Genomic DNA, 23,577 nt, shown 5'->3' with positions numbered 1-23,577 from the left:
ACCGTCGACATCGGGTCGGCCACCTCCCGCATGCCTATTTGCTCGCGCGGATTTCGCTGATTGTCTTGCCGGTCCAGCGCCGTATCGCCCGGCGCAGGTTGGCACTGTCGCTGAAGCCGACTTTCCACGCCACGTCGTCCACGCTCATGCGCGTAGTCTGCAGATACTCGATGGCCAGCTTGCGTCGCACATCGTCGACAATGGCCCCGTAGCTAGTGTTTTCCGCGGCCAGGCGGCGGCGAAGCGTGCGCTCTTGCAAGCCAAGCTGTCCCGCGACAGCCGTCATCGATGGAAGCTCGCTGGGTGCGTTCAGCAGCAATTGATACACCTCGCCCGACAAGCCTGATGAAATGCGCGACTGGCCGATGAGGCGCTCGCACGTCTCCTCTAGCATCGTCCGAGTCAGCCGGTTGCCCAATTCCGGCGTCTGGTCGAGGATGCCGATCGGATAATGGAGTTCGTTTGCCGGCTGACCGTACAGGCAGGGGCAGGACAGCGCCTCTGCGTCCCCCGCCGCGTGCGCGTCTTCCGGCAAGGCGAACAGCGCGCATACCGGCAAATTGTCGGCGCCGGCCGTGTCGCGGATGTGGGTGAAGGTCATCTTCATCTGTTGCCGCACCAGGAAGGTGCGGACGTCGCTGCTCATCATGTCGCGGTAGATTTCGCGAAACTGCCAGATCGCGACATCGCCCCCCATGCGCCATTCCAGTCGCACCGTAGGCGTCGCGAGCGGCTGGTATCGCACCGCGAAGTCGAAAAAGTCGCGCATCGTCGGTGAGCACATCAGCGCATAGCCATACATCCCATAAGCCGAGAGATGCAGATGCGAACCGATCGCGAAGGCATCGGCGAACTCGGCGCCGGCGGCGACGATATTTTCGCATGCGATCAGATATTGCCCGATCGAGGTCAGCGTGTGCGGATCGCGCACCTCCGCCAGCGTCAGCCCGGTTCGGTCCAATACCGCCTCCGGCAGGATCCCGCGGTTGGCGACGGTGTCGATCACCGTAGCAATCTTGAACGGTGCGAATATCCGCTGGTTGAGCGACGGAAACCCGGCGCGGGGGTTTCGGCTCGCAAGTCCGCTCCCGTCCTCCGTCAATAGGGCCATGCCGCCATCCTCCCGTTCTCGAGTGTCCGGTAAAGACACAGCGATGTCCGCAAATGCGCTTACGGGGAGGTTTGTCAGACCATAGACAGGGCATCAAGCCGCCAAAAGCGCGGCAGCGGCCCTGTCCGCAACCAAGACAGATCAAGGAGGGGAGAGAAGCTATGTCGATCCTAACCGTTCGTATGGGGCATCGTGCCCGCCTGCTGTGCCGCACCGCGCTCGCGGTTGCGGCGTTGGGTCTTCCCGCAGCGGCGCATGCGCAAAGCGCCGCAACACCCGATCAAGCCGAGAGCGGCAGCGCAGAGGCCGACCCTGAGATTGTCGTCACCGGCACCAGCATCCGCGGCATCCCGCCTACGGGATCGGGGCTGATCAGCGTTTCGCGCGAGGACGCCAGGCTGATCGGCGCGGCGAGCACGGCCGAATTGCTCGCCACGGTACCGCAGCTCAACAGCTTCAACACCGCCCCGCGCGTCAGCAATGGCGGGCTCGGATCGTTCGCGCCGGGCCTGCGCGGGCTGCCCACTGCCGCCACGCTGCCGCTGATGAACGGCCATCGCCTGATTTCCGGCAGCACCCAGCAGACCAATCCCGACTATCCGTTCATTCCCGAGCTGGCGATAGAGCGCGTCGAGATCGTCGCCGACGGCGCGTCGGCGATCTATGGATCGGAGGCGGTCGCCGGCGTCGTCAACTTCATCACCCGCACGCGCGTGTCCGGGCTGGAGGCCAATGTCCGCTATGGCATGGCGGACGATTTTCACGCGTTCAATGCGGGTGCCATCTTCGGCCAGGACTGGGGCAGCGGATCGTTCGTCGCCGCCTATCAATATCAGGAAAACAGCAACATCACCGGGGCAGACCGCGGCTATCGCACGCTCGATTTCCGCGCGGTCGGCGGCATCGATACCCGCTCCGCCGTCTGCCCCGATGCGAACGTGAACCTGTTCGCCGGGACGATCTACGCGGCGCCGGGCCTGGCGCCGGGCCTCAACACCTGCGATCCGCGCGGCCCGGTCGATCTCATGCCGGAGAACCGCACGCACAGTGCGCTCGTGTCGGCGCGTCAGCAAGTATCGGGCGCAGTGACGTTGTGGGCCGATATTCTCTATTCGGATCGCAGGGACGTCGTTCAGGCGGCCCTGCCGGGCCAGACATTCGTCCTGATCACCGCCGCCAACCCCTTCTTCCGCGCGCCGCCGGGAACAGGGTCGCTCTTCGGCTATTTCGATTTCCGACCCGACCGGCTGGTCGGCGCGGATCATTTCGACCAGACTTTCCGCGTGCGTACCGGCAACGCGACGGCCGGGGTCGATATCGGCCTGCCGGGCGCATTCAAGGCCAACATCTTTGGCTCGTTCAACTGGTCGCGCAACGACACCTTCCAGCCGGGCATCAACACCACCGCACTGACCGCTGCTGCTGCCGGAACGACCATGGCAACCGCGCTCGACCCATTCGGCTACGGCACCAGCCCGGCGGTCGTGGCGGCGATCCTCGACAACCCCACCGACTTCGTCAATCGCCAGCGCACCCGGATCGGCGCATTGAAGGTGGATGGACCGCTGGCCGGTCTTCCGGGTGGCGCGGTGAAGATCGCGGTAGGCGCCGAATATCGCCGCGAAACCTATATGCAGCGCGGCCAGAGCGGCGGGGTGGGCTTCCCCGAAGACCTGGAGCGCAACGTGCAGTCGCTCTATGGCGAATTGTTCGTGCCGATATTCGGCGAGGGCAATGCCGCGCCGATGGCCCACAGCCTCGCGCTGTCGCTGTCGGGCCGCTACGATCACTATAGCGACTTCGGTTCGACCAGTAACCCGAAGGTCGGCCTCACCTGGGAACCGGTCGAAGGCATCAATCTGCGCGGCAGCTACGGGCATTCGTTCCGCGCGCCGGGGCTTCGTGACCTAGGCTCGACCGTGGGTTCCTATTACTCCGCCGCCGCGCTCGTCGATGCCTTTGGCGCCCGCGATCCGTCGCGGGGGGCAGCACAGGTCAACACGATCCTGCTCTATGGCGGCAATCAGGCGCTGACGCCCGAAACGGCGCGCACCTGGTCGGTCGGCGCGGATCTGCGGCCGAAATTCGCACCGAACCTGAGCGCGAGCGTCACGCTCTACGACATCAAGTACGACAATGTGATCGGCACGCCATCCGGGCTCGGCGCGCTGTTGTTCAGCGATCCCACCTTCGCCGCGCGCGTCATCCGCAATCCGACGGCGGCGCAGTTGAGCGCGGCGATCGCCAATACCGTGCCGTTCTACTTCACCTTCTCAGCCGTGCCGACGATCGGCAACATACTGGATCTCCGGCAGGGCAATTTCGGCGTTCGCAAGACCAACGGGATCGACTTCGACATACGCTACCGGCAGCCCATGGGCTTTGGCTCGCTCTTTGGCGGCATCGCGGGCAATTACATCCTGAACTACCGCAACCGGCTGTCCCCAACCTCCGCCGAGAGCAATTCGCTCGACGCGGGAATTCCGCGCGCAACGGCGCGGACGACGCTGGGGTTCACGGCGGGCCCGGTGACCTTCGTCAACTTCGTGAACCATCGCACCGGTGTCACCGCCTCCTATGCGACCCCGACCGGAAGCAGCCTTTATGGCGCCAAAGGCTATACCACGGTCGATCTGCGCCTGTCGGTGCGCCTGCCCGATATCGGCCGGGCCAAGGGGATCGAGCTCGGGTTGCAGGTGAACGACCTGTTCGATGCGACGCCGCCCTTCTTCCCTGGCACCGACGGTATCGGCGGAGCCTATAACCCGATCGGTCGCTACGCGGCCATGAGCCTGCGCAAGTCCTTCTGAGCCCCGGTGGCGGCGCCCCGACAGGGTCCGCCGCCACCGGGCATCTGCGATTGCGATGATGACAGACAAACGAGCGAGGTTCGCCCTTCGATGACCCCTGCCAGTACGAGCGTGGACCTCTCGACTCCCGTCCCGCAGATCCGCCTGTATTCGGAGTGGCTGAAAGCGGTGCACGGCCGCGACTTCGCGACCTATGAGGATCTGCGCCGCTGGTCGGTGGAGGACCTGGACGGTTTCTGGCGCAGCATATGGGACTATGACGGGATCGAATCGCCCACGCCGTTCACGACGGTGCTGGGCGACGAGGCCATGCCCGGGACACGCTGGTTCGTCGGGGCGCAGGTCAATTACGCGCGCCATGTTTTCCGGCACGCATCGGCGGCGGATGCCGCCGGCCAGCCCGCGATCGTCGCAATGGACGAACGCGGCGGGCAGGTCACACTCGGCTGGGGCGAACTGAGGCGCCAGACGGCTGCGCTCGCGCTGGCGCTCCGCGACCGCGGGATCGGACGGGGCGATCGCGTCGCCGCCTATCTGCCCAACATCCCGGCGGCGGTGGTCGGCCTGCTTGCCTGCGCCAGCCTTGGTGCGATCTGGACGCTCTGCTCGCCGGATATGGGGACGAACGCCGTGCTGGACCGCTGGCGGCAGACCGAGCCCAAGGCGCTGATCGCCGTCGACGGCATCTTCTATGCCGGCAAGGCGATGGACCGGAGCGTGGCCGTTGGGGAAATCCGACAACAGCTGCCCTGTATCGAAGCGCTGTTTCTGATCACAAGTGGCTGTGGCGAGGGGGAGATCGTCGACAGCACAGACTTTACCGCAACCATCGCCCGCGATGACGCGGCAGTCGCGGCGTTCGAGCCCGAATGGCTACCGTTCGATCATCCGCTGTGGATCCTCTATTCCAGCGGCACCACCGGGCTTCCCAAGGCGATCGTCCACGGCCATGGCGGCATCGTCCTCGCCACCGCGGCCGGGCGGCTCCATTTCGATCTCGGGCCCAGCTATTCCGCCAACAATCGGGGCGATCGCTTCCATTGGTATAGCGCCAGCGGCTGGGTGATGTGGAACATCCAGGTCGGCGGGCTGCTCAGCGGCACAACCATCTGTCTGTTCGACGGCTCACCGAGCGGCACCAGAGCCGATCCGGATTGGACCCGGCTATGGGATTTCGCGGGGCGCGCCGGTGTCACCTGGTTCGGGGCCGGCGCGGCGTTCTTCGCCAGTTGCCGCAAGGCGCGGATCGAGATCGGAGCAATTGCCGGGACCGAACGCATCCGCGCGCTCGGCAGCACCGGATCGCCGCTGCCGCCCGATGTGCAACGCTGGGGCACGGCGCAATTCGCCGCGCTGGGCCGGCCCGCTATCTGGTGGTGCAATGTCAGCGGCGGGACCGAGATCGCCGCCGCCTTCATGGCCGGCAATCCCGAACTCCCCGATACGCCGGGCCGGCTGCAATGCCGCCATTTGGGCGCCGCGATCGAGGCATGGGATGCGCAGGGCAAGCCGGTGGTCGACACGGTCGGCGAATTGGTCTGCACGCGCCCCTTCCCCAGCATGCCGCTCTATTTCTGGAACGATGCGGATGGCAGCCGCTACCGCGACTCCTATTTCGGCGAATGGCCAGGCGTCTGGCGGCATGGCGACTGGGTGACCATCGGCGGCGATGGCAGCTGCACGATTGCCGGTCGCAGCGACGCGACGATCAACCGACATGGTGTGCGCATGGGCACCGCCGAAATCTATGCCGCCGTCGAACGGCTGCCGCAGATCGCCGACACGATGATCATCGACGTCGATAGCGACGGTGGCGACAGCCATCTGATCCTGTTCGTCGTGCCAGCCGAAGGCCAGGGCGTGGATGCCGCGCTGGAAGCAGCGATAGCCGCGGCCATTCGCACCAGCCTGTCGCCCCGTTTCGTGCCGGATCGGCTGATCGCTGCGCCAGTGATTCCGCGCACCCTGTCCGGGAAAAAGCAGGAATTGCCGATTAAGCGGCTGTTCGCCGGATGGCCCGTCGCGAAGGTGGTCAGTGCGGATACGACGGCAACGCCGGAAGCCTTGCCCTGGTATATCGAGCAGGCACAGCGCTGGCAGCGCGAGGCTCAGGCGGAATCAAACCGGCGCGCGGGAGAGGCACCATGAAGGCGGGGGTTGTAGGCGCCGGACTGATGGGCGCGGAGATCGCTTTGGTCTTCGCCCTGGGCGGTCATGAGGTCTTGCTGCACGACCGCAGCGACGACGCGCTGGCGGCGGCGATGGAGAGATTGCGCGGCATCCTGGACAAGGGGATCGCACGGCAATTCTACGCACCGGAAGCAGCAGAGGCGGCGCTGGCCCGCGTCCAGCCAGTCTCGGCGCTCGCCGCGATGGCCGAGTGCGCGCTAGTGACCGAAGCGGTCTATGAATCGATCGACGCGAAAGGAGCCGTGTTGCGCGCGCTCGACCGAGTGTGTCAGCCCGCATGCATCCTTGCCTCGAACACATCGACTCTGCCCATTTCGACACTCGCGGCGCCCCTGAGACCAGAGCGCCGGGCACGCTTCCTCGGCACCCACTATTTCTCGCCGGTCTCGCGCATGACGCTGGTCGAAGTGATCCCCGGCTTTGCGACGGACCATGCCGTGGTGGACGAGATGATCGGCGTGCTGGGCGGCATCGGCAAGCAGCCGGTGCGCATCAAGGACGTGGCAGGTTTCGCGGTCAACCGGATGCTGCACGCCTTGCTGATCGAAGCGGTCAAGCTGGTCGAGGAAGGCGTCGCGACGCCCGCCGATCTCGATGTGGCGTGCCGGCTCGGCCTTGGCCACCCGATCGGCCCGTTCGCGATGATGGATATCGTGACGTCGGATCTGTGCCTGCAGGTGCAGGATATCCTGCACGATGCCTATGGCGAGCGCTTCCGCCCGCCGGCGCTGCTGAAGCAACGCGTCGCCGCCGGGCTGGGCGGCGGCAAGGGCCGCGCCGGCTGGATCGAGACAAATCGAGATGGATAGGAAGGTAGCGAAGCCGATGGCGATCCACCAAGCGCCGCATCACCAGGCGGATTCAGTCGCTGTCCGACACGGCAATCGCGGCTGGGTGCTGGGCATGCTGTGCTTCGTCTATGTGCTCAACTTCCTCGATCGCCAGCTGGTCTCGATCCTGGCCAAGCCGATCCAGGACGGGCTGCAGATCACGGACAGCCAACTCGGCTATGTCACCGGCTTCTACTTCGCACTGTTCTACTGCTTCATCGCGATCCCCGTCGGCTGGCTGGCCGACCGCTCGAACCGCGTGAAGATCCTGTCGCTGGCCTGCGGTTTGTGGAGTGGCGCCACCATAGCGTGCGGCATGGCGGGCAATTACAGCCAACTCGCCGGCGCCCGGATGGCGGTCGGTATCGGCGAAGCGGGCGGCGTGCCGCCCTCCTATGCAATCATCTCCGATACCTTCCCCCGCGAGCAGCGGGGCACCGCCATGGGCATCTTCAATCTCGGCCCGCCGCTCGGTTCCGCGTTGGGTGTCGCTTTCGGCGCGTCGCTGGCGGCCACCTATGACTGGCGCGTGCCCTTCTATGCGGTCGGCGCGATCGGCGTGCTCACAGCGCTTCTGGTCTATTTCTTCGTGCCAGAGCCGGTCCGCGGGCGTTTCGATCCCGCACCGATCGCCGGCGCACGGCCCGAACCGAGCTTCGGTCAGGCGATAATCGGTTTCTTCACCAACAAAATGCTGGCGGTCGCGGCGCTCGCGAGCGGCGCCGCCAATTTCATTACCTATGGGATGGCCAACTTCGCGACTCTCTTCCTGATGCGCGAAAAGGGCATGACGCTCGATGAGGTGGCGATCTGGTATGCGCTTGCCGTCGGGCTGGGAATGGGTACCGGCATCTTCGTCTCGGGCAAGCTGATCGATCGCTACGCCGTCCGGAGCACGGCAGCCTATGCCACGATACCGGCGTTGTCGCTCGTGCTCGCGCTGCCCTTTTTCCTCGCCTTCGTCGCAGCCGACCGATGGGAGGTCGCGCTCGCACTGCTCTTCGTGCCGCTGTTCCTCAATTCCTTCTTCCTCCCCGCGACCGTCACCTTCATTCAGAGCGAGGTGGCGCCAAGCGTGCGGGTGATTTCGGGCGCGTTGCTGCTGCTGGTCATGAACCTCGTCGGTCTCGGCCTCGGCCCGACCTTCGTCGGCATCGCGAGCGATTTCTTCCGCCCCGATTATCACGAGCATTCGCTGCAGATGGCATTCTACGCGCTGGCGCCGATGTACCTCATCGCCGCATCGCTGTTCCTGTGGCTCGCCCGCCTGATCCGGCGATCGTCGCCTTCCAGCGCCGCAGGCGCGCGACTGAAATGATAGTGGCGCAACGGTTGGAGAGCATCATGAAGCGCAAGCACCACGTCGCCATTCTCGCGGCGATCGCGATCGGCTTGGCGGCGCCTGGCCTGGCGCTGGCACAGGGCAGGATGTCCGGCAAGGAAGCTGCCGCGCGCTGCACGGCACTTGCGGGCCTCAAGCTGCCGGATACGACGATCGCCAGCGCGGTGCTGGTCCCGGCCAAACCCGCGGAGAAGACGATCGCCGGCGATGTTCCGGGTTATCGCAGCTTCTGCCGCATTGTCGCCCAGGTGCGATCCGAACCCGGCTCTGACATCGGTGTTGAGGTCTGGCTGCCTGCGCAGGGGTGGACCGGCGTGTTCCATGGCAATGGCAGCGGCGGCTTCGCAGGCACGTTCGCGCTTGGCTATTCGGGCATGGTCGAAGGACTGCGCCGCGGCTTCGCGACCGCGACGACCGATGCGGGAACTGCGCCGGCCTCGCCGCTGGAGGGCGACGCCTTGATCGGCCAGCCGCGCAAGTGGCGCGATTGGGGGCGCCTATCGACGCATGTCATGACGATGACCGGCAAGGCGATCACCAAGGCCTTTTACGGGCGGGACGCCCGACAATCTTATTATACCGGCTGCTCCACCGGTGGCCAGATGGGCCTGATCGAAGCCCTGCATTATCCGGAAGATTATCACGCCATCCTGGTCGGCGCGCCGGTAATCGATCGAACCTGGGGCCATGCCGCAGTGCTGTGGGACTATGCGGCGGCGAACCGCACACCGGGCCGGCTCCTCTCCGACGCGAAGCTGAAGCTGCTCAACGCGGCCGCGATCGCCAGTTGTTGGCGACAAGGCCATGGACTGGCCGGCGACCGGTTCATCGCGGACCCGATGCGCTGCAAATTCGATCCCGCCAGCCTGCAATGCACGGGCGCGGCATCGGACAGCTGCCTTACTGAAGGCGAGGTTGCGACAGCGCGTGCCTTTTATTCCGGGCCGACCGATCGGAACGGCACGCCCACCTATTACGGCTGGCTGCCGGGCAGCGAGATGCCCGACACGTTCGGCTGGTCCTTCCTGCAAAAGCCGATCAGCGGACAGCCACCTTTCAGCGCGCTGTTCAAATGGGTGTTCGGCGCGGACTGGGGATGGCAGCGCTTCGATTTCGATCGCGACATGCCGATCGTCAACGCGCGACTGGATTCGAGCGTCAACGATGCGACGCGCGGCAGTCTGGCCGCGTTCGCAGCGCGCGGCGGCAGGCTGATCATGTTCCATGGGCTTGCCGACACCCTCGTTGCGCCGGGCCAGTCGGTTGCCTTCTTTGACCGGCATGCCGCGAAGATGGGCGGCGCCGACAAACTCGCGGACAGCGCACGGCTGTTCATGGCTCCCGGCATGATGCATTGCGGCGGCGGCACGGGCCCGGATGCCTTCAACGCCACGCTCGGAATTCCGCCGCGCCCCCCTTCGGACGACGCACAACACGACCTGTTCTCTGCGCTGATCGCCTGGTCCGAGCGGGGCAAGGCACCCGACCGCATCGTCGCAACCAAATTCTCCAGCGAAAAGCACGGTCGGATCGACATGCAGCGGCCGCTCTGTCCCTATCCGCAGCGAGCGGTGTATCGCGGGAGTGGATCGACGCGCACCGCCAGCAGCTTCCAGTGCGAAGCGCAATCAAGGCCGCTACCTCAGCCTTCCATAAAATGAATGCCAACCGACGGACGTCCCACGACTGGCCGCTTTTCAAAATGGTCGAGGGCAGGCCTGAACGGCCGCAACTGGGACGTGCCCATTTTGCTTTCTGTGCGTGGGGGTGCCGGCCATAAATCGAACCGGCGGAGATGCGCCCCCAGCTGGGACGTCGGAACGCGTTGCGTGGAGGACCTGAAAGCGGACTCTGGGGGGATCCCACGGTGAGGTGCTCATTCGACAAGCGCGACACCCTGTCATTGCCCCCCTCGGATCGTTTCCCCTGAGTCTGCGCCGGCGCCGAATTGGCGATCAGGCTTGCCATGCCAACGGAGATAAAATGGGTCAAACTTCACCCTCCTCCCGATTGTATGCAAAATTGTCACGCAATCGGTTGCAGACATCGTTCGAGTGTGGTTTGCAACGTCGCTCTCAAGCCAATCGCGTCGCTATTTTGCAGAAAGTATCGCCTGATGACCCAATCCATGTCTTCACGATCGGTAGACCATCGCGTTCAACTGACGTCGTTCTTCATCGCTGGAGCCGCGCTGCTTGCAGGTGTGCCGGCGATCGCTCAGCAACAGCAGCAGTTGCGCGTCGACGAGGCCGGGACGGTGTACACGCCTCCTTTGGCGGTCCCGGTTTCGCCCTATCTTTCCCCGGAGGCGAAGGCATTCCTTGCCGAGCATCTCCAGGCTTTCGTCAAGGGCATCGGCGCGATCGACGATCAGGGTGTCCCACGGTGGATGAAGACCTATCTCGCTTCGGCCAACGCGCAGTTCGCGGTCGACAAGCAGGACACGACCGTCGGGGGTGTACATAGCTTCGTCTATACGCCCCACAGCGGGGTGGCGCCGCGGAATCGCGGACGAGTGCTGATCAACCTGCACGGTGGCGGTTTCGGCGGGTGCTTCCCCGGCTGCTCCGATCTCGAATCGCTCCCGATCGCCGCACTTGGCGCGATCAAGGTCGTCAGTCCCGATTACCGTCAAGGACCCAAGCACCGCTTTCCCGCGGCCAGCGAAGATGCCGCCGCGGTCTATCGCGAACTGCTGAAGACGCACCGTCCCGACCAGATCGGTGTATATGGCTGTTCCGCTGGCGGCATGCTCGCCGGGCAGTTCCTGGCCTGGATACAGAAGGAAGGGCTGCCCCGCCCCGGCGCCGTCGGAATCTATTGCTCGGGGCTCTCGTTCGGCGATGCCGTCTATGGTGGCGACGGAAGCTATGTCGGTTTCCTGCTGGGTGACGCGGCGATGCCGATGCCGCCATTGAAGCCGGGGCAAACGCCCCCCGTACTGCCCTATTTCGAAGGCGCGGATATGAAGGGGCCATTGGCGGCGCCCGCGTGGCACCCCGACGTGCTGGCCAAGTTTCCGCCGATCATGGTGGCCACAAGCTCGCGCGCCTTCGACTATAGTTCAGCCATGTTTCTGCATCGGCAGTTAGTCAACGCGGGCGTCCACGCACAGCTGCACATGTGGGAGGGACTGCCGCACGGCTTCATCTACAATCCCGACATGCCGGAGTCGCGTGACTTCTATCGAACCGTCATTCGTTTCTTTGACGAAAATCTGGGGCGCTGAGCGACTCCCGGCTGCGCCTGACCTGAGACAAAAAGGCCGCCGGTGGATACGCACCGGCGGCCTTTTTGCGGTCGATTCCGCCAAGCGCGCGCGCAGCAAGCGCGCGCGCCGGCAACGTTCAGAACCTCTTGCGCACTGAGAAGGCGACCAGCCGCCCGATCGGATTGGAGACGGTCGAATCGAACACCTGCGTCAGGCCCACCGCCGCGAAGGGCGGGTCCTTGTCGAACAGGTTGATTGCGCTCACCGACACGCTGAGACCGTTGAACACGCCGTCCAACCTGCTCAGGTCATAGCCCAAGGTCAAATCGACCGTGGTATAGGCCGAGACCCGCTGGACCGGCTGGATCGTGCCGATCGTATTGTCATACGCGTTGCTATAGTTGACGAATAGCGTCGCGTTAACGGCCTCGTTACCCCAGCCGATGTTCCCGCGCGCGCGGAAGCGCAGCGGATAATTCGCTTCGTTCAGCCGATCGACGAACGGTGCGTTCGGCGACAGCGCCTTCTTGAACGACAGCAGATAGGTGCCGGACACGCCCGTCACGAGCGTACCGTCCCCCAAGGCGGACTGATAGTTCACCACGAAATCCAGGCCCTGCATCTTGATGCCGGCCGCGTTGTTGCGCCGGACATCGACCAGCGCATCGACGTCCGCCGCCGCGATCGTCGGCGTGCCCGCCCATGGCAGCGCGTAGATCGCCTGCACCTGCGCCAATGTCGGATTCAGGATCACGAAGGGTGCATAAGCCGGGTCGGAAAACACCTGTGGGCTGTAGAACGGCGCCGTCTCGACGATATTATTGTAGCGGATGTTGAAATAATCGAGCGATGCGGAGAACCCGCTGGCTTTTGGCGTGAACTTGGCGCCCAGCGACCAGGTCGTCGCGGTCTCCGGCTTCAGGTTGGCGTTGCCCCCCGCATATTGGACCACATTGCCGAACGGACCGAAATTGGGGATGTAGAACACCACCGCCGAACTCGCCGGATTGACGTCCGACAGCAGCGGGGCACGAAACGACGTGCCATAGCTGCCGTGCAGCGACAGGCCTTCGAACGGATCGTACCGGATTCCGAACTTGGGATTGGTGGTGCTGCCGCTATCGCTATAATCATCGACGCGCGCCGCCGCGTTGAACTCGAGCCGCTCAAGACCCGGGCCTCCATTCGCTGCCCCCACAAGCGGGAAATTCACTTCGGCAAACGCAGACCGCACGTCGCGGCCATTGGCGGCGTATCCCAGCGTGTTCACCTGCGATAACGACGTCGTGGAGATGCTTTCATACGACGCGTTGACATAGAAATCCCGATGGAACTCGCCGCCCACGGCGACGCGGACCGGTCCGCCCGGGATCTGGAACAGCTCGCCGTCCAGCTTCAGGTTCACCAGATCCATGTTATAGCTGCCGGTTGGCCGGAACGAGCCCAGGATGCTGCGGATGCGCTCGGCGGTATTGACCCCGCCCGAGCCATAAAGGTTGAGCGACGTCGCCGGGTTGGGATCGGCGAGCGCGGCATAGAGCAGGGTAAAGTTCGGGTTCTGGTTCGTAAACGTCTCGCCCTCGGTCCGGCTGTGCGATGCCTGTACAGACACCCGCCAGCTGCCGCCCACATCCCAATCCAGGCCGCCGGCGATCTGATAGCTGCTCTCCAGCCCGGTGATCCGCGCCGGGCCGGCATCATCGATAAAGGAATATTCCACCTGCTGCGGCGCGGTCTGGCCGGGCGCGAAGGAAATATAAAACGGATTGCTGCTCGGCACGAACGCCGTCACATCGATGCGCCCCCCCCGCTGCTCCAGCGTCCGCTTGGAATAGAAGCCGCTGGCCCATGCCCTCAGGTTCGGGGCAAGTTCCTGGTCAAGCCGCGCAACCGCGCCCCATCGCCTGGTCTCCGGCAACAGGTCCTGGCCCTCATAGGCTTCGGAATAATTCGGCGTTGTGGAAAGCTGCGCCGGCGTCAAGCCCACGCCCGAACCGCCCGGCAGGCCGTAGCGAATGCCCGTCACCGGGTCGGTGACGTTACCCGGCGCGTTGTTGAACGAACAGTTGTTGGTGCCGCCAAACGAGGTCTGGTTGCAGGGAAACAGCGATGCGCGATCTTCCTGGCGCAGGCGGCTGTGATAATAATATTCGCCCGCCACGGTGATCGAGCCGGTCGCCCATTTACGGCCCAGCACGCCGCTGACCTGCCACTCGTTATAGCCGTTCGCAGTCGCATAGCGCCCGCTGGTTTCGAGCCCGTCGAAGTTGCGCCGCAGGATCAGGTTGGCGACGCCGGCAACGGCGTCCGATCCATAGGTCGCAGAGGCGCCGTCGGCGACGATATCGATGCGCTCCAGCGCGATCGCGGGAATCACCGACGCGTCAAACAACTGTCCTGAAATGCCTCCCGGCGGCACGCGGCGGCCGTCCAGCAACGTCAGTGTCGCCTGCACGCCAAGCCCGCGCAGATTGACGCCGTTCGCGCGCGTCGAGTTGATCGAGGCGCTGTTGACGTTCGTCCCGATCGTCGCTTCGCCCGGCCCGAGCGAAGTGACTTGCGGTATGGTCTTCAGAATATCGGAAGTCGTGGCCAGGCCCGTCTGCTGCATCGCCTGCTGTCCGATCGTAATCACAGACGACCCGACCGGTGCGACACCGCGCAGGTTGGTGCCCGTGACGACGATCTCGGCGTCTCTCTGCTCGTCTGCAGCGGTCGCGCCAGCATCCGTCGGCACGGTGGTCGACTCCTGCGCCGCAGCCTGCTGGGCAACGGCAAGCGCGAAGAACGAAGCCATTCCGAGCGCGACATGGGACCTGGGACTAAAGCGCATTGTATATCCTCCCTGTAATCGATTGCGGTTTGTCGGCAATTCTCCGCATCCCTTATTGGATATAATCCAAAGGCACAATAGCTATACGACTTTGAATACAATTTTGCCCATCAAACCACGCTGCGCGTCGCGCGGAACTGGCCTTTCAGGGCTCGCCGGCTGCGGGCGATCGCGAACTCGGCATCCCGCGACTCATGGGTCACCCAACGCTCGAGCTACCCCGACAAGGGTGGCGTCGAACGGTCGAAGCGGGTTCAACACGAGGAGTCGACCGATGAACGACCTGATACCCGTTATGCCGCCAGCCCGCTTCGCCAGCGGCTGATCGACGACATGACGATGCGCCGGTTCAGCCACGAGACGTGGCGCAACTATACCCTCCTTGTTCCCGGCACCGACTTGGCAAGCGATGGATATCACGATACCTATGAAGTTGCATGATTTGGGAGGTAGCCTGTGCAAGCGTTCAACAAGGCAGATCATTGGGACAGTGCGGCCGAGCGGTACGAGAAGACCGCGCATCCCTATACCACACGCTACGTTGATGCTGCGCTCGCTGGCGTGCCTCTGACCCCGGCCTCCCGCGTCCTTGACGTCGCGGCGGGGACAGGGGCGTTAACCTTCGCGGCAGCGGCCACGGGGGCGCACGTCCTCGCTACCGACTTCTCGCCCGGCATGGTCGCACGCATCGCCGCAAAGGCGCTGCCCAACGTCGACACATGCGTGATGGACGGCCAAGCGCTTGACCTCCCCGATGCGGGGTTCGACGCGGTGTTCTCGATCTTCGGCGTTTTCATGTTCCCCGACTGGCGCAAGGGATTGAGCGAGATGGCACGAGTCACCCGCCCGGGTGGCTATGGCGTCGTCGCGGTCTGGGAGGATCGAGGGGCTGGTGCCTTTATGTTGCTCGGCCGGCTCATCCGAAGGCTGCTCCCCGATCGTGCGCTTGCGGCGATGCCGGAGGCGATGACGATACTCAGCACCGCCGAAGGCCTGACCCACGAATTGGTCACCGCAGGCTACCGCGATCCGCGGATCGCGCACGTCACCCGTGATTTCGGCCTGGATATGGCGCTGCTGGGCGACCTCGACGCGCTGTTCGGAGCATCGCCCGACTGGACGAAGCTGCTCCCTGCAGAAAAGCACCTGATCCTCTCTGAGTTGCGCCTGATGGCGGGCGACCGGCCACAGCTTCCGATCCCGTCCACTGCGTTGATCGGATGGGCGCGACGATAAAGTACCGCAGGATTGCGCAGAAACGGAAGTCGCCGATTTCGCAAGTCAACTGCGCCCCTCGGGCCCACGCCCCGACTACTCATTGACCCTTTTGCGAACGCGGCGCCGGTCGGCTGAGGATGAAGGCGGCACAGCCCGCCATCATCAGCCCGACGGTGAGTTCGAGCAGCAATGTCGGCCGCGCGGACCACCAGAACAGCGCATAGCCGAGCGTCATGCCCGAGCAGGCCATCATCTTTGCCCGCGGACCGATCGCGCCGTCTTCGCGCCACGCGCGCAGCGTCGGCCCGAATTTCGGATGATCGAGCAACCATGCCTCCAGCCGTGGCGAGGAGCGTGCGAAGCAGCCCGCCGCCAGGATCAGGAAAATGGTGGTCGGCACCAGCGGCAGCAGCGCGCCGAGGAAGCCGAGCGCCACGAACACGATGCCGAGCGCCGCCCAGGCCCCCCGCGAAAGATGGGCGGCAACACGGCGATGACGTGGTTCAGTCAAGAGTGGCTCCGGCAAGCGCGTGGACGCGAGAGAATGCGGCTCGGGCGCCAGCGATCACGCGCGCATCCTCTTCTTCCGAAAGATCGAGCGTGTCGAGGGCGGACGTGAATTCCCGCCAATGCTGCGCGCGGCCGTCCGGATGGCCGGCAAGGTGCCGTGCGCCGTGGCTGGCGTCCAGCCCCAATGCCGCTGCCGCCTTGTAGAGAAAAGCCGCGCCCAGGTTTGACCCTTCGGCCACGTAGAGCCAGCCGAACGCCGTCGGCAGGTCGATCGGCCCGGATTCAAAGGCCGGGGCTTCGCCGTCATCGGGGATCGGCAGCGCCAGATCGTCAAGGTCCTTGGCGATGGCATCGAGCCGGCGGCGGCCCGCGAGATCGGGCAGCACGGCATCCAGCGCCGGATGCCGGTAGAGCGCATCGACGTCGCGGTGGAACCGATACTGCATCTGCAGAAAGCGTCCGTAGCGGTCGCGATCGCGAAACGGCTCGGCCGCCATGATCCGCTGGTCCAGCGTGTCATGGACCGCATAAGTCGCTGCCTTCAGCCGCCTGGCGCGGCTCAACGCGGCGGTTGCGGGGTCGTTGAGAATGGTGGTGGTCATGCAAGGCCCTTTCTGGTCGGGGGGATGTCAGCGCCGGAGCGAGAACAGGATGGGGATCGTAGCGATCACCGGATCGCCGGGGATGTCGGCGCTGGGCGGCGGCACCGGCGATCCGCGGCGCATCATCGCCACGGCCTCGCCATCGAGCATTGGATAGCCGCTGCCGCGCGCGAGGCGGGCGCCGAGCACATGGCCCTGGCGGTCGACGGTGATCGTCACCTGCGCGATGCCTTCCTCACGGGTATTCTGCGAGGCGCGCGGATAGCGCAGGAACCGCTTGAGATGCCCGAGCAATTCGCTCTCCCAATTGGCGAGCGCGGCCTGTGCGGTCGATGCGCTGTTGGTGCGCGCGGCGACGGTCGACGCATGGGCCGCAATCGCGGGCGGGGCGCTGGTCTGGTCGATACGTCGGGTCGCGGTCGATGCTTCCTCTGCCTGGACCGCGGCCGACGCAGCCGCCGCCGGCTGGGTGGGCACCGGTGGCGGCACGACCTGCGGCTCGGGCGGCGTTACCGACTGGCTCGTGCTGGCGGCTTCCTGTTCCTGCTGGAGCGGGCCTGGAGGTACTTCGGCCGGCGGCGCAGGTGGCGCAGCAGGTGTCTGGGCCAGTTCGAACGTGATGGCCGTCCGCGACGATGGCGCGATCCGAACCAGGGGCGATTGCGGCACCCAGACCAGGATCGCCACCGCGCCGCCGAAGAGGAGAGTCGTGCCGGATATGCCGAGCCGGCGGCAGGCGGCAGGCGGTTCGTAGCGGGACCGCTCCCACGCCACCCCGACCGTCGCCAGTGGTGGGCGGGGGCGCTGCAGGCCGGGCAACAGCGGCACGGCGCCACGCCGGGACAGGCGCGCGTCAGAAGGCATATTCGAGCCTCATCGCGGCAATGGTCCGCTTGTACGAGTAGAGCCAGTCGACATATGGCGGCGCCCCTGAATCTCCCTCATCAGAACCGGCCCGTGAGGCTGAGCCGGACCGTCCGGCCAGGGGCCGGCATGAGCGACCGCGTCAGCGGGTCGAGATAATAGCGATCGTTGAGGTTGGTCGCGACCAGTTCGGCGGAGTAGGCATCACCGAGCTTGACCTTCACATAGGCGTCGACGGTCAGGATCTCGCCCCAGGTATAGGGCACGTTGAGACCGTAGCCGCTGATGCGATCGGCGACCGGGCCGCTGATGAACGCGTCGAGCTGCGGATTATCATAGCCGCTATACCAGGTGAGCCGGCTGCCGACCTCCAGTCGTTTCTCGAAGAAGCGCCCGCCTACGCTCCAGTTGATCTGGTCTTCGGGCGTCGCCTGGGTGAGCAGGTAGCTCGAGACGAAACCATATTTGACGCAATTTGGGACGCGGCCCTGCACCGGGTCCTGCTGGATGGCGAAGCTCTCGTCGCACACCTTGTTCTTCGTCATATGGGCCGCGCCCAGCTCGGTGAAGAACCCGCCATTGTCGTAGCGGGCCTGCAGTTCGAGACCCTGTATCTCCTGCCGGTCGAGGTTGAAGAACTGGAGCTGCGTCGAGCGTTCGATCACGTCCTTGGTAAGGTTGCGGTACCAGGTGAGCTTGATATCGGCGTGCTGGTCGGCGCCGTTCAGGCCGAAGAGCCCCTTCAGGTCCTGCACGAACGCCGCCTCGATCGCGTACATATGCTCGGGCTTCAGCGCCTGGGTCGGGTTGATCGACGCCGAGAAGCCGATCGTGCTCTCGAATATGCTGGGGAACCGATAGGCCTCGGCGTAGCGGAGATAGGCCCTGCTCGCGCCGCTGAAATAGACGGTGGCCGAGGCGTTCGGCGCCCAGCCGTGCGCGCGCTTGTCGGTGGACTGCGTCACCGCGACGTTCGTCGTGACGGCCGTCATCCCGCACGAACCGGCGACATAGTTGCTCATCGCCGTCAGCGAGCCGTTGACGCACAGATTATCGGCACGACGGAAGCTGCCCTGCGCGTCGGGCGACCAGACGGCGTTGTGGGTGACGGTGAACGGCACCGGATTGGCGATATAGGTCGCCAGGCGACGCTGGATGATGTTCTCGTTGGTAAACTGGGTCCGCAGCCAGGCCTCGTACGCCACCGCACCCGTCTCGGTCGTCCGATACGTCTCGTTGTAGCTCGAAACAACCGACTGCGCGATGGACCCGCCGCGGATATGCAGCAGGTCGTCGAGGAAATCGTCATGCGCCCAATAGCCCGAATAGGTCACGCCGGCATTGAGTTTCAGGAAGCTGGTCGGGCGCCACTCGCCGCGCAGGTTGATGCGATATTCCTCGCGCCGCCCGGCCCGCGGATATTGGCGCCAGCCATTGGCGATCGCGTCGCTATACTGGTCCTCGGAGCTGAGCTTCTCGTGCTGCCAGCTCCCCTCGAGCATCAGGTCGAGCCGGCGGGTGAGCTTCACCTGATTGCTGGCGGTGAAGCCGATGCGGTCGTTGTGGCTGTTGCCGAGCGCCGTGTTGATGAGGATGGGATCGACCGTGGAAGCGGCATTGGGGAAGCCGCCCGCGCTATAGGTGTCGCTGACGGTATGCGTGCCCCACAGGCTCGCCTTCAGGTCGATCCATGTACTGTCCGGCTGCCATTTATACTCGGCATTATAGGCCTGGGCGTGGACCTTGCTCAGCGGCCATTGGACGTTGCCGAAGGTCCCGCTCGAGGTGGACATGATCCGCGAGGGGATGATCTCGCCATAGGTCGACTTGCTGTCGCGGAAGCCGAACTGGAGATATTGGTCGTCGGCGATGTGCCAGGTGCCCTTGGCGAGCCAGGATTCCATCTCGCTGGAGGTATTGGGCACCTCTTCACCGGGCTTGTAGTTCAGCCCCAGCAGCCGGACATAGGTGTCCGGCGCGAGCGTGAGCCCGGATTGCTGATAATAGCCGGCGCCGTTTTCCCCCGAATAATAATTGCCGCGCTGGCGATAGGCATAAGCGGCGATCAGGTCGAAGTCGCCGAGACGCCCGGCCGCCGCGACCCGCACCGCCTTGTCCCCCATCGAGAAGAGATCGTTGTCGCCCGCCTTGTGGACGGACACGCGGACGGTGGGATCGTCATAGGGAAAGTTCGGCAGGCCGGGGGTGCCCGGGCTGCCGGGGAAGCCCGCAATGGTCCGATAGTCCTGTCCGGTAAGCAGGGTCGGCAACTGCGGCGACACGGAATTATTGCCGCCTTCGAGATGCAGCTCGACGCCGAATTTCTGCCCCGGCTTGAGGATGTCGCTGACGTCGAGCGTGTTGATCACCACCGCACCGCCGGTCGAGGCGTTCACCCCGCGCGCCGAGACCGGCCCCTTCAGCACCTCGACACCGGCGATCAGGCTGGGATCGATATAGTTGCGGTTGCTGGCGCCGTTATAGCCGCGCCACACCGTCAGCGCCTGCTCGGTACCGTCGATAATGACCGGCACGCGGCCGGGGCCCTGGATGCCGCGGATGCTCGGGTCGAGCGCGCCGCTGTTGCGGGAGTCGCCGCTGAACACGTTGACCATGCCCTTGAGGACGTCGGCCGGATTGACGCCCTTGTAGCGCTCGACTTCGTCCTTGCCGGCGAACGTCGAAGAGAGGTCGCGGTCGAACACCGCGTCGTGCCGCCGGGCATCGCGCTCGGCGCCCGTTTCCTGCGCGCCGGCGGCGCCTTCGATCCTGAGCGCTTCGGTGACGATCGGGGCCTGCTGTCCATCGCCGCGGTCCGCGGCCCGGACGCGCTCGAGCGTGACGAGATTGCCCGACAGATGCCAGGTGAACCCGGTGCCCGCGAGCAGCCGCTGCAGCGCTTCGGCGATCGAAAGCCGGCCGCGCACCCCAGGCGAGCTGAGGCCGCGCACGATGGCGGCATCGACACTGACCTGGAGACCCGACTGCCGCCCGAAATCGGCGAGCACTTCGGTCAACGCCTTCGCCGGAATGTCGAAGCTGCGCGACTGCGCGTCGGCCTGCGTCTGGCCGATGGCCGCAGCCGGCGACAGGGTCGTCGCCGCCCCAGCCAGAAGAACGCTCCCCAACATCGACCGCCGCCTCGACCGCGCCCGCGAAACCCCCGAAACCACCAAGCTGCCCCCTTTTCCACTCGCCTACCAGAAAATGCGAATGCGAATCATTCGCACTCCCTCTACTGACTCAACGGACAGGCTTCGCGTTTTTTCGGAGATTTTTTCGGGGGCCCTGGCGGCTCAGTCGGAGCTAATGATGGTTACCCACGGCGTGACCCGCATCACCCGCGCATTATGGGCGGTAGCAAGCGCCGAGAGCGCATCCTGGGGATGGCGGAGATCATAGACGCCGGTGACGCGCCGCGTTTCCAGCCCCCCTCCCCGCGCGACGATGATCCCGCGATACCAGGGCCGCAGCGCGTCGACGACGTCGCGGATCGGACGGTCGGTTGCCACATACTGGCCGTCGACCCAGCTTGCGATGCGCTCGGGCGGCGTGGCGGCGTGTAGTTCCGTGCCCGCGGCGCACGCCAGGTCGACCGTTTGGCCGACCGACAGGATCGCGACCGGTGCCGCGGTATCGCACGCCACACGAACCCGTCCTCGCCGCACCGCCACGCCCACCGCATCGCCTCGCGCCTGCACCTCGAAGGCAGTCCCGAGGACCGTGGTGGTGGTTCCCGACGCGCCGATCCGGAAAGGCCGCGACGGGTCATGCACGACGTCGAAATAGGCATTGCCGTGCAGCAGCCGCACATGGCGCTGCCCGTCCGAATAGTCGACCGCCAGCGCGCCGCCCGGCGCCAGCTTGACCTGCGTACCGTCGGCGAGGTGGAATGCCCGGACTTCGCCGGTCGGCGCGACATGGTCGGCGCGCAAATCGTCGAGGAGATTCGGTCCGGCCCAGAGCGCGACGCACGCGGCGGCGGCAGCCGCGCTGCCCACGAACAGGCGTCGGGCGAGACTATGCCGCTGCCGTCGCCGGGCGAGAGCCTGCTCGAATGGCACGACCGTGGCAGGCGGCGCGAGGGCGAGCGCGATGGCATCCGACGCGTGCGCGGTGTCGCTCCAGGCGTGCGCGTTGGCGGGACTGGCTGCGAGCCACGCTGCGAAGGCGATCCGCAACGCGGGCGCGTCCGGTTCCTCCTCGAGGCGGATCAGCCAATCGGTCGCCTCGCGGTCAGCGCGCGCCTGCGCGATGGCGTCGCCCTCTCTTGGTTCGCCCTCGCGGCTGCTCATGGATGCGTCCTCATTGCCCGCGACCGATCGCCCCGTTGCACGTTCGAAGGGGCCTTAACTGCTAGACGAACGGGATGTAGTTTTTTTCGAATCGGTGACAGGGGCGACCGCCTACAGCCTGTCGCGGAGCGCTGTGCGGCAACGCGCAACCCCCTCCGCGACCAGGCCATGGGCGCTGGTCACCGAGATCGCGAGGTGCTCGGCGATGTCCTTGAGCTTGAAGCCCTCGATCCGATGCATCCGGACCGCGACCCGCATGCGTTCGGGCATCAGCGCCAGCGCGTGCTCCACGACGCGCAACTCGGATTCGGAGATGACGGCGGCCTCTTGCGAGGGGGCTTCGCTCGGCACCTGCAGCAGATCCGCGTCGCCTTCATTCTGGAACAGCCGGTTCTCCAGGCCGCTGCGGCGTGCGCTGTCGAGCGCGAGGTTGCGCACGATCCGGGAAAGATAGCCGAGCGGTTCGTCCATCTGGCGCTCGGCAAGCACTGCGCGAAAACGCAGCCATGCTTCCTGAAGCACATCCTCTGCCTGCGCGCGATCGCGCGTGATACGATTCGCTTGCCGCAGAAGTTCGGGTCGGTGGGACAGAAAGAGCTGCAGGGTCTCGGACTGCTGGGACACGCCTTACCGCCATGTGTTGCCCCCGCTCGCCTGCATGGGAGGGTACGTGCCCGCGCCTCCTGCGAGCGATTCGCAAATACTGCCGAATATTGGCCGAGGCAAGCCATTGTGCACGTGCGAGATCGCAGCGGTCGGCGGCACCGAAGGGAACCCACATCATCGCTTTCAGTCCGATCGCCGCGACGAGGGCCGTCCTGGGGATCTTCGCGCCCAGCACCTGCACGAAGCCCGCCGGCCCTCCGCGTGGGGAGGCGTCCAGTCCGGCATCGCGTCCGGTCGCTGGGCAGAAGAATGTGCCGGCTTCTGCGCATCCAGCCTTTCAGCAATGGGTTCGAACAACCAGCGCCAGTCATGACAAGGCGCGCATATGAGGGGGCCGGCAGGATGCTCACGGTCACGAAACTCAGGAGATAAGCGGCCGCCTGCGCCCTGCGCGATGCGTCAAGCGCGAGACACCCAGCCCCGCCAGGTGAAGGCAGCGTAGAACTGCTCCACCTCGACAAAGCCTGCATCGCGCAAGCAGGCCTCGTCTTGCTCGGGCGTCAGCAGCGCCAGGCTGGCGGCTACCGCAGCGCGCGCCTGCTCGGTTTGGGCCGGATCTGCGCCGGACGCAACGGCATAGGCGGCGTAGCGTGCGAGCCAGCGCCCGCGAGCCGGTTCGTCCTGCGGAAAGCTCGAATGGACGACGACCAGCGGGGCGCCCGGCTTCATGCGCCGGTGCATTTCGCTCAAGGTGCGGACGCGTTCATCGCGATCGAGGAAGTGAAGCGTGAGCAAGCAGGTCGCGGCATCGAAAGGGCCAGCGGGCGCGGCATCGATATACCCCTCGATCAGCTCGGCACGATCAGCGTCCTCACCCATCGTCTCACGCGCCAGATCGAGCATCGGCCCGGCGGGATCAACGCCGGTGAAGCGCCAGCCGGCCTGCATTTGGGCAAGTGCTTTCAGCTCGAGCCCCCCACCGGCGCCAAGCACCAGCACATGGGCATCGGCCGGGGCGTGCTCGGCCAGAAGGAGCATCGTCATGCGATGCACCGCGTCGAGACCGGGCGTGAATCGCCGCGGTCCGTCCGCATAATGGGCGATGCGCTCGCGATCGGAGAACATGTCGAGGAACATCTTGTTGCTGTCGGGCAT

16 protein-coding genes are annotated in these 23,577 nt (G+C 65.4%); 7 read left to right on the top strand and 9 right to left on the bottom strand.

Annotated elements, in window-relative coordinates:
• Nucleotides 1-34: 34 nt before the first annotated feature.
• Nucleotides 35-1,006: an AraC family transcriptional regulator gene (locus tag TS85_RS04995; protein ID WP_227698676.1), complete on the bottom strand. Its 972-nt coding sequence runs from the start codon at nucleotides 1,004-1,006 to the stop codon at nucleotides 35-37.
• A gap of 266 nt (nucleotides 1,007-1,272) precedes the next feature.
• Here TS85_RS04995 and TS85_RS04990 point away from each other — a divergent pair, with 266 nt between their 5' ends.
• The 6 genes from TS85_RS04990 (at nucleotide 1,273) to TS85_RS04965 (ending at nucleotide 11,512) form a co-directional block, all read left to right on the top strand.
• Entirely contained in the window at nucleotides 1,273-3,921 is a 2,649-nt protein-coding gene (locus TS85_RS04990) for a TonB-dependent receptor plug domain-containing protein (protein WP_077228465.1), read from the top strand.
• Between the two features lie 90 nt (nucleotides 3,922-4,011).
• Nucleotides 4,012-6,069: an acetoacetate--CoA ligase gene (locus tag TS85_RS04985; protein WP_044330813.1), complete on the top strand. Its 2,058-nt coding sequence runs from the start codon at nucleotides 4,012-4,014 to the stop codon at nucleotides 6,067-6,069.
• On the top strand, nucleotides 6,066-6,920 hold the full coding sequence (locus TS85_RS04980; protein WP_044330812.1) for a 3-hydroxyacyl-CoA dehydrogenase family protein: 855 nt from the start codon (nucleotides 6,066-6,068) through the stop codon (nucleotides 6,918-6,920). Before TS85_RS04985 ends, TS85_RS04980 begins: the two co-directional genes overlap by 4 nt.
• Nucleotides 6,913-8,259, top strand: a complete 1,347-nt coding sequence (locus TS85_RS04975; RefSeq protein WP_077228464.1) for a spinster family MFS transporter — start codon at nucleotides 6,913-6,915, stop codon at nucleotides 8,257-8,259. Before TS85_RS04980 ends, TS85_RS04975 begins: the two co-directional genes overlap by 8 nt.
• A 26-nt stretch (nucleotides 8,260-8,285) precedes the next feature.
• A complete protein-coding gene (locus tag TS85_RS04970; protein WP_044330808.1) occupies nucleotides 8,286-9,944 on the top strand; it encodes a tannase/feruloyl esterase family alpha/beta hydrolase in 1,659 nt (552 codons plus the stop codon).
• A gap of 455 nt (nucleotides 9,945-10,399) precedes the next feature.
• Entirely contained in the window at nucleotides 10,400-11,512 is a 1,113-nt protein-coding gene (locus TS85_RS04965; RefSeq protein ID WP_227698675.1) for an alpha/beta hydrolase fold domain-containing protein, read from the top strand.
• A gap of 118 nt (nucleotides 11,513-11,630) precedes the next feature.
• Here TS85_RS04965 and TS85_RS04960 read toward each other — a convergent pair whose 3' ends face one another.
• Nucleotides 11,631-14,366, bottom strand: coding sequence for a TonB-dependent receptor plug domain-containing protein (locus TS85_RS04960; RefSeq protein ID WP_155006304.1), 2,736 nt, complete (start codon nucleotides 14,364-14,366; stop codon nucleotides 11,631-11,633).
• Nucleotides 14,367-14,783: 417 nt separating this feature from the next.
• Between TS85_RS04960 and TS85_RS04955 the strand changes: the two genes are divergently transcribed.
• Nucleotides 14,784-15,563: a class I SAM-dependent methyltransferase gene (locus TS85_RS04955; RefSeq protein ID WP_044330805.1), complete on the top strand. Its 780-nt coding sequence runs from the start codon at nucleotides 14,784-14,786 to the stop codon at nucleotides 15,561-15,563.
• A 79-nt stretch (nucleotides 15,564-15,642) separates the two neighbouring features.
• Here TS85_RS04955 and TS85_RS04950 read toward each other — a convergent pair whose 3' ends face one another.
• The 7 genes from TS85_RS04950 to TS85_RS04920 form a co-directional block, all read right to left on the bottom strand.
• On the bottom strand, nucleotides 15,643-16,056 hold the full coding sequence (locus TS85_RS04950) for a YbaN family protein (protein ID WP_044330802.1): 414 nt from the start codon (nucleotides 16,054-16,056) through the stop codon (nucleotides 15,643-15,645).
• A complete protein-coding gene (locus tag TS85_RS04945; RefSeq protein ID WP_044330799.1) occupies nucleotides 16,049-16,657 on the bottom strand; it encodes a biliverdin-producing heme oxygenase in 609 nt (202 codons plus the stop codon). Before TS85_RS04945 ends, TS85_RS04950 begins: the two co-directional genes overlap by 8 nt.
• A 27-nt stretch (nucleotides 16,658-16,684) precedes the next feature.
• Nucleotides 16,685-17,521: an energy transducer TonB family protein gene (locus TS85_RS04940; protein ID WP_077228462.1), complete on the bottom strand. Its 837-nt coding sequence runs from the start codon at nucleotides 17,519-17,521 to the stop codon at nucleotides 16,685-16,687.
• An 80-nt stretch (nucleotides 17,522-17,601) separates the two neighbouring features.
• Nucleotides 17,602-20,652, bottom strand: coding sequence for a TonB-dependent receptor (locus TS85_RS04935; protein WP_052507750.1), 3,051 nt, complete (start codon nucleotides 20,650-20,652; stop codon nucleotides 17,602-17,604).
• Nucleotides 20,653-20,817: 165 nt separating this feature from the next.
• The gene (locus TS85_RS04930; protein ID WP_044330795.1) at nucleotides 20,818-21,816 is read right to left on the bottom strand and encodes a FecR family protein; all 999 of its coding nucleotides are present in this window, start codon (nucleotides 21,814-21,816) and stop codon (nucleotides 20,818-20,820) included.
• A 111-nt stretch (nucleotides 21,817-21,927) separates the two neighbouring features.
• Nucleotides 21,928-22,440, bottom strand: coding sequence for a sigma-70 family RNA polymerase sigma factor (locus tag TS85_RS04925; RefSeq protein ID WP_044330793.1), 513 nt, complete (start codon nucleotides 22,438-22,440; stop codon nucleotides 21,928-21,930).
• 441 nt (nucleotides 22,441-22,881) lie between these two features.
• Nucleotides 22,882-23,577 carry a class I SAM-dependent methyltransferase gene (locus TS85_RS04920; RefSeq protein WP_044330791.1) on the bottom strand — a complete coding sequence of 232 codons (696 nt, stop codon included), beginning with the start codon at nucleotides 23,575-23,577 and terminating at the stop codon, nucleotides 22,882-22,884.

It is taken from the genome of Sphingomonas hengshuiensis (assembly GCF_000935025.1).
GTDB classification, from domain to species: domain Bacteria; phylum Pseudomonadota; class Alphaproteobacteria; order Sphingomonadales; family Sphingomonadaceae; genus Sphingomonas; species Sphingomonas hengshuiensis.
Note: the sequence above shows the minus strand (reverse complement) of the source record. Positions and strands in the feature narration are given on the sequence as shown.